Raw genomic sequence first — 7,827 nt, 5'->3', positions numbered from 1 at the left:
GATGCCGGCGGACTATGAGATTGAGAGCCTGCACGAGCTGACGACGATCGTGGAGTTCAACCGCTACCCGGAGCGCTACCAGCGAAAGGGGTAGGGCCGCAGTCCGCCGGGGAGCAGTGCCCGGTTCCGGTCTCGGTCCGCGGCGCGGTATGGAGGATCGGCGATCGGGAGGCACGGCCGGGTGTCGGGCCGAAGGTCGCCCGGCTCGGGGGCACGGGGCCGAACCGGCGTCCGCGTGCGCGGGGGGTGAACCTCACGCGGGACGGGCGACGATGCTCCGGGCGGTCGTGGCGGACGTCGCACGTTGTTCGGCCCGAGCAGGTCATCGCTGAACCGGAGCCATCCTGGCCGGCTGCCAGGTAGCCGACGTGTCGTCCTCCCGCGCTGGCAGGCCGCGAGTGCTCGACGAGGTGAGAGGAGACCGCAGTGAATGACGCGACGCTCCACACGGTCGTGCGCCGGAGCGAGCCCGAGTTGACCAGTGTCACGGCCGACGTCTGTGTGGTCGGGGCCGGGATGAGCGGGACGACTGCTGCGATCATGCTCGCCCGGCGCGGTCGAAAGGTCATGTTGGTCGACGCCTGCCCATGGATCGGTGGACAGGCGATCGGGGTGCCGATCGGGACCATTGGCGGCCTATTTTCGTGTGGAGACGATCCGTACCTGCTTACCCCGATCTTTGCTCGGGAACTGCTGGAAGGTCTTCGCGAGGCAGATGCGTACTACTTACAGCGTTCCCGGCGTGCGCGTACGATCAACGTCGTGTACGACGACGTGGTGTTGATGCGGCTCTTCGAACGGATGGCGCGGCAAGCGGGTGTGCAGTTCCTCCTCGGCGGCGTTGCCTCCGCTGCAGAGGTGGAGGGGCGACGCCTCCGCTCGGTCCGCGTCGACACGCGCTTCGGCCCGTGCGAGGTGCGGGCGGACGCCTTTGTCGATGCATCCGGTGACGCCGCGCTCACCTGGGTCGCAGGTCTGGCGTGCCGGACGGCAACGTTCCCGATTTATGGCACGCAGATGTGCATCCTCGAAGGGGTCGAATACGGGGACGCATCGCGCGCGCGGGAGATCGGGTACGAAGCCGAGCGGCTGTTCCGAGAGAAGGGACCGCAATACGGCTTGACCCGGCATGAGGGCGTGATCTTCCCACTCCCGAGCCGTGGCATGGCCGTCTTGAACGTGACACACGTCGCGACGCCGCTCGATCCGTTGCAATTCTGGGAGGAAGCCGGAGTCGGGCGTGAGGAAGCCGAGCGTGCGGTCGCACTCCTGCAGACCGAGTATCCCGAAGTATTCGGCCGTTCCCATGTGCGCAGCATGGGGCATCCGGGCATCCGGCAAACGCGCTCGATCGTCGGCGCGTACATGCTCACCGTTGACGACGTCACCGAGGGCCGCCAGTTCCCGGACGCGATCGCCCGTGTTGCCTGGCCGATTGAGTTGCACGACACAGCGGCAGGGTTCCGCTGGGAGCGGTTCCCCGATGGACACCTGCACTATATCCCCCTCCGCTCGTTGATCCACGCCGAAGCGGACAACCTCATCGCGGCAGGCCGATGCATCGATGCGGACCCATTCGCGCTTTCGAGCATCCGCGTGATGGGGCCGTGCATCGCGATGGCGGTCGCTGCCGCCGAGACCGTCGACCTCTTCCTGGATGGGGTGCCTTCGCTGCACGAGGTGGACGCTGCACTCGTGCAGGAACGCATCAGGCCGAACCTGGAAGGGACCACCTACTGGCCGCCGAGGGACGAGGTTCCTGGAGGCGACCCGAATGAGCATCGTTAGGGTGAGAAGCGCTGTCGTGCACCACCCTCACTCCGTCTGCGCGCGTCCGACCGAACTGACGGGGACGTGGCAGGACGCGCGTCCATTCGGCCGGCACGAGTCGACGAAGGAGGACGAGTTGTGAACGCTACGGGACAACCCGTGCAAAGCCTACAGGGCCTCATTGACAGCGTGCCGAACATCGTGGACCACCTCTACCAGAACCCAAAGGGCGTGCTGCGTGCCATCTTCCACAGCTTTCCGCCATCAGAGCTGCCGCCGGAGTTCACCAACTGGCGCGATGAGCAGCGGGCGAGGCGCGAGACGGTGGCGCTGCTCGACCAGTCGTTCCACATGACGAATCTGTACGTGCGCGGCCCCGATGCCTTCCGGATGCTCGAGCATCTCGCCATCAACAGCTTCAACAAGTTCGTTCCCGGGCGCGCCAAGAACTTCGCCGTGTGCAACCCCGAAGGGTACGTCATTGGGGACAACATCCTGTACTACCTCGACGAAGAGTCCTTCGTCCTCGTCGGGGGCGAGGTCGTCCTGAACTGGGTCGCGTTCCACGCGGCAAGCGGTGACTACGACGTCACGGTTGAACGCGATCCGCTCTGGTCGCTCAACCAGACCGGGCGACGCACGGTCTATCGGTTCCAGGTGGAAGGGCCGAACGCATTCCTCCTGCTCGAAAAGCTGAATCACGGTCCGCTTCCGGACCTCAAGTTCTTCCATACCGGGTACATCTCGATCGCCGGCCGGCCGGTACGCGCACTGCGCCACAGCATGGCCGGTGTTCCCGGGATGGAGATCTCCGGTCCCTGGGAGGATCGGGAGGCCGTGCGAGCCGCCATTATTGAGGCGGGGGAAGAGTTCGGCCTGCGACTATGTGGGTCGTTCGCGTATCTGTCATCCGGTGGGCTTGAATCCGGGTGGATCCCCCGCCCGTTGCCGGCGATTTACACCAGCCCGGCGCTCCGGTCCTACCGGGAATGGCTGCCGGCCAACGGTCTCGAGGGCAGGTCCGCGCTGGGAGGAAGCTTCTACTCGCCGAACATCGAGGACTATTACTTCACTCCATGGGACCTCGGGATGAGTCACATCCTGAAGTTTGACCACGATTTCATCGGTCGTGACGCGCTCATGGAGAAGGCGAAGGAGCCGCATCGCAAGAAGGTCACGCTCGTATGGAACCCGGACGATACCGCGCGCGGCTTCCGCTCCCTTTTCGATGACGGCCCGATGGCCCGCTACATGGATCTACCGTGGCTCCACTACGCCACCTGGCAATATGACCAGGTGCTCAACACGAAAGGCGACCTCGTCGGGCTATCGGTATACGCCGGATACAGCGCAAACGAACGTGCGATGCTGTCCCTCGCCGTCGTTGACGAAGCCTACAGTCAACCCGGTACCGACGTGGTGCTGGTGTGGGGAGACGCCGGAGGCGGCGCACGGAGCGGACCGTGGGTCGAGTCCCACGAGCCCATCCAGATCCGAGCCACCGTCGGCCCGGCACCGATCAGCCGCGCGACGCAGGAGTACTGGTCGGCCGTCAAATCTCGGCACTAGGGCGGTGCCGGTCAGTACCTTCGACTATCCGTCTTGCTCGTGACCTTCGGCCTGGGCGTGGCGGAGGGCGCGGAGCTGCTCGTGGAGGGCCGCTAGTTCGGTGAGGCGGCGCTCGATCTGGTCGAGGGTGTCGCTGCGTGGCTCCCGGACGTACTCGTCACGGAGTTCGATAACCATGTACGCAAGCCGGCCGATCGTCCGGACGAGATGGACCGGATCGTCCTCGCGGGTCGGGGCGCTGAAGCCGGACATCGTTGCTCCTTGCCAGGTGTCGGCGCTAGCTCGGGTCTTCGTCCGTCGCGCCGTTGAGGAGGGCCAGGAAGGCCTGCTCGTCGAGGATCTGGACGCCCAGCTCGCGCGCGCGGTCGGCCTTGCTCCCCGGATCCTGTCCGACGATGACGAAGTCGGTCTTGCGCGACACGGAACTCGTGACCGTGGCTCCCATCCGGCGCAGCGCTTCCTGTGCCTGCTCGCGCGTCATTGATTCGAGCCGACCGGTGAGGACGACCGTCTTCCCGGCGAGGCGGCCGTCGGCCGGCGCGGTGTCGCCGTCTGCCTCGGTCATCCGAAGGCCGTGGGCACGCAGGCGCTCGATTAGCGCCAGGTTCTGCGGCTCGTGGAAGAAGTCGTAGACTGCCTCGGCCACGACGTTGCCGAAACCGGGGATCGCCTGCAACTCCTCCATCGACGCGGCGGCGATCCGGTCCATGCGGTTGAAGTGCTGCGCCAGCAGGCGGGCGTTGCGCTCGCCGACGTGGCGGATGCCGAGGGCGTGGAGGAGGCGCGATAGCGGGCGCTCCTTGCTGGCCTCGATCGACGCCTGGAGGTTGGCGACGCGCTTGTCCCCGAAGCCTTCGAGTTGCCGGATCCGCTCCCAGTCGAGTTCGTAGATGTCGGCGACGGAGTGAATGAGGCCGAGGTCGACGAACTGCTCGGCGAGGCGGCTGCCGAACCCTTCGATGTCCATCGCGCCGCGCGAGACGAAGTGCCGAACCTCCTCGCGCAGCCGGGCGGGGCAGGAGGCGTTGACGCAGTAGCGCATCACCTCCCCTTCGAGCCGGACGGCGGCCGCACCGCAGACGGGGCAGTGGTCCGGCATGACGAAGGGTTGCTCGTCACCGTCGCGGGCCGACACCACGACGGCGACGATCTTCGGGATGACGTCCCCCGAGCGTTGGACGACGACCCGGTCGCCGATCATGAGACCGAGCCGCCGGATCTCGTCCTCGTTGTGGAGCGTGGCGCGGCGGACGACCACGCCGCCGATCTCAACCGGGTCCAGGATCGCGACCGGGTTGAGGCTGCCGGTGCGGCCGACGTTGACCTCGATGTCGCGCAGGACGGTTGTCTTCTGGATTGCGGGGAACTTGTAGGCGATGGCCCAGCGCGGCTCGCGCGATACGGTGCCGAGCTCGGCCTGGAGATCCACGTCGTTGACCTTGACGACGACGCCGTCGATCTCGAAATCGAGTTCCTCCCGCAGGCTCAGCCACCGCTCGCACTCTGCCCAGACCTCGTCGATCGTCTGCCACACGCGGTAGTCGGGTGCGGTGGGGATGCCAAGGGTGCGGAGCAAGTCGAGGTTTGCCGAGTGGGTGCCGTTGTGCCGGCCGCCCTCGATGATGCCGACGTCCCAGGCGTAGAAGCGCAGCGGGCGGGAGGCGGTCACGTTCGGGTCGAGCTGGCGCAGTGAACCGGCTGCGGCGTTGCGCGGGTTGGCGAAGAGGATCTCGCCGGCCTCGCCGCGGCGGCGGTTGAGCTCCTCGAAGTCGCTCTTACGCATGTAGATCTCGCCGCGCACCTCGAGCACTTCGGGGACGTGGATGCCGTCGACATCATGGAGACGCAGCGGGACGTTGCGGACGGTGCGGATGTTCGGCGTGACGTCCTCGCCCTGGACACCGTCGCCACGAGTTGCGCCCCGCTCGTAGACGCCGTTGCGGTAGAGAATGGAGACGGCGCTGCCGTCGATCTTCGGTTCGGTGACGAATTCGATGTCCCGGCGGCCGGCGAGCCGGTAGACCCGCTCGGCCCACTGGCGCAGCTCCTGCTCGTTGAACACGTTGCCCAGACTGAGCATCGGGATCTCGTGGCGGACGGTACCGAAGGCCGAGGAGGGCGGGGCGCCGACCCGCTGGGTGGGCGAGTCCGGGGTGATCAACTCCGGATGCTCGGCCTCCAGTTGGCGCAGCTCGTTCATCAGCGCGTCGTACTCGGCATCGCTCACCGATGGTTGATCGAGGACGTAGTACTCGTAGTTGTAGCGCTCGATGAGCTTCCGCAGCTCCGCGATCCGCTCCTGGACGTCCACGTCGTCCATACTCTGCCGACTCCTTCGCGCCGCACGCGCTGCCCGTCTGCCGTGGTCGCCTATGGCCCGTTGATTCGCCGCGAGTATAGCACAGCTTGTTCGTACACTTGTTCGGAAGTATACTCCGAGCGCGCCGTGACGGACAGTCACTGGGAGGGATGCATGGCGGCCGGTTCTGAGGCGCGGGACGATCCCTATGCGGGTTTGCGGCAGCGGGCCTACCTGTTCCTGCGCGAGCAGGATGGTGCCGTGTCCGAAGAGGCACTCATCGAGCACGTCTTCGGTTCGTCCGGCAACCCGGCGCTGTGGCGGCCGCTCCTGCGACAGGTGCTTGGATCCGACGACCGGCTCGACCTCCGCGCTGACGGCTACTGGGCGCTGCGCGGCACGACACCGGCCCGCAACGACCTGCTCCCGACCGACTTCGTCGTCATCGACATCGAGACGACCGGCCTGCGCCCGCTGCGCCAGCGTATCATCGAGGTGGCCGCGATCCGCTACCGGGGCGGCAGGCGGCAGGATGTCTTCTCCACCCTCGTCAATCCGGAGCGCCCGGTGCCGGCCTATATTCGAAAACTGACCGGCATCGATGAGCCGGCGTTGGCGGGAGCGCCGGTCTTCCGGCGGGTGGCGGATGAGCTGACGGCCTTCCTCGGCGACGACCTCCTCGTCGGCTACAACGTCGAGTTCGACATCGCCTTCCTCAATGCCGAGTTGAAGCGGCTCGGGAGGCCGCCGCTGATCAACCCGCGCCTCGATCTCCTGCCGCTTTCGACGCAGCTCATCCCGGGGATGCGGCGCTCGGGCCTCGATGCCGCGTGCCTGGCGCTGGGGCTGGAGTCGCGAGAGCGGCACCGCGCCGAGGCCGACGCGGCCCTGACGGCCTTGCTGCTCGCTCGGCTCGGTGAGCTGGCGCGGGAGCGAGGGCTGACCACGTTCGACGGTCTCCAGCGTGCCGCGGCCGCGCGGGTGCCGGTGCCGAAGCGGCGCGGTCCGGTCGGGCGCGGCCGGGCGGTGCTTGATCGCTCGCATCTTGAGGGGATCCCACACGCACCCGGCGTCTACCTGATGTACGGCGCCCGCGACCGGGTGATCTACGTTGGCAAGGCCAAGGATCTGCGCAATCGCGTGTCCTCGTACTACTCCCAGCCGCTCGGCTACACGCGGAAGATGGATGGGCTGCTGGAGTCGATCGAGCGCATCGAGGTCGTCGAGACGGGCTCGGAGCTCGAGGCGCTCCTGCTCGAGGCGCAGTTCATCCGGCGCTACCGGCCGCAGTACAACACCCAGATGCGGAACAACGAGGCATATCCGTACATCAAGATCGACATCGGGAACCCGTGGCCGCGGGTGACGCTGACGCGCCAGCGGGCGGACGATGGCGCGGTCTACTTCGGCCCGTTCCGCGTGGCGCGCTCCGCTCGTGAGACGGTCGATCTCATCAACGAGGTGTTCCCGCTCCGCACCTGCGCGCGTTCCTTCCGGACCGCACGGAGCTACGGTTCGCCCTGTCTTCGGCTGTCGCTGGGGCAATGCATGGGTCCCTGCACCGGGATGGCGGATCGGGACGCCTACCGTCAGGCGGTTCAGGACGTGATCGGGTTCCTCCGCGGCGAGCGTGACGAGGTGATGGCGCGGCTGCATCAGGAGCTGGTGACGTGCGCGGAGCGCCTGGACTTCGAGCGCGCCAGCCGTCTGCGCGACCGGATCCGGCGGGTGCAGCAGTTGGTGCTGAGCCAGCAACTCCTGGCCGAGACGGAGCAGCGCGGCACGGTGCTCATCGTGACGCCGTCGCCGGAAGCCGGGGCGCGGGAGTTCCTGCTGGTGGTGCGGGGGCGACTGTGGGCGCAGATCCGGGCCTCGGTCGACGAACCTGATGAGGACGTGGCCGCGCGGCTGGCGCGCAGTTGGGAGCGTGCCCAGCAGACGACGATGCCTGCGGTGGATCAGGAATCACTGGATCAGGTGCATCTCCTCGGCCGCTGGCTCCGCAAGTATGCGGGGCACCCGGCGATCATCCCGATCGACGCGGTCCCGGACTGGGAGGCGCTCGTCGCGCAGGGTCGCGCGCTTACGGACGATGAGCTGTCGTTCGACACGCGGTCCGTTCCCGCTCCCGAGGAGCCGCTGCCGGCGTGAGGGCCTGGGCTTTGCGAACCGGCAGGGCGTGTGCTAGC

Annotated in this window: 5 protein-coding genes; 3 read left to right on the top strand and 2 right to left on the bottom strand. The window is 67.2% G+C overall.

The window, feature by feature from the left end:
* Positions 1-426 precede the first annotated feature (426 nt).
* A complete protein-coding gene (locus IRZ30_RS00300) occupies positions 427-1,788 on the top strand; it encodes an FAD-dependent oxidoreductase (protein ID WP_294081724.1) in 1,362 nt (453 codons plus the stop codon).
* A gap of 141 nt (positions 1,789-1,929) precedes the next feature.
* Entirely contained in the window at positions 1,930-3,339 is a 1,410-nt protein-coding gene (locus IRZ30_RS00295; protein WP_294081723.1) for an aminomethyl transferase family protein, read from the top strand.
* A 24-nt stretch (positions 3,340-3,363) separates the two neighbouring features.
* On the opposite strand, the gene IRZ30_RS00290 is transcribed toward IRZ30_RS00295, so the two are convergent.
* A complete protein-coding gene (locus IRZ30_RS00290; RefSeq protein ID WP_294081721.1) occupies positions 3,364-3,591 on the bottom strand; it encodes a hypothetical protein in 228 nt (75 codons plus the stop codon).
* Positions 3,592-3,616: 25 nt separating this feature from the next.
* Positions 3,617-5,659: an NAD-dependent DNA ligase LigA gene (ligA, locus tag IRZ30_RS00285; RefSeq protein ID WP_294081719.1), complete on the bottom strand. Its 2,043-nt coding sequence runs from the start codon at positions 5,657-5,659 to the stop codon at positions 3,617-3,619.
* A gap of 153 nt (positions 5,660-5,812) precedes the next feature.
* On the opposite strand from ligA, the gene IRZ30_RS00280 reads away from it, so the two are divergent.
* On the top strand, positions 5,813-7,789 hold the full coding sequence (locus IRZ30_RS00280; RefSeq protein WP_294081717.1) for an exonuclease domain-containing protein: 1,977 nt from the start codon (positions 5,813-5,815) through the stop codon (positions 7,787-7,789).
* The last annotated feature ends 38 nt before the right edge of the window (positions 7,790-7,827 follow it).

Origin of the sequence: Sphaerobacter sp., from assembly GCF_019683595.1 — a bacterium.
Classification (GTDB): domain Bacteria; phylum Chloroflexota; class Chloroflexia; order Thermomicrobiales; family Thermomicrobiaceae; genus Sphaerobacter.
This window is presented reverse-complemented; position numbering and strand designations above follow the sequence as displayed.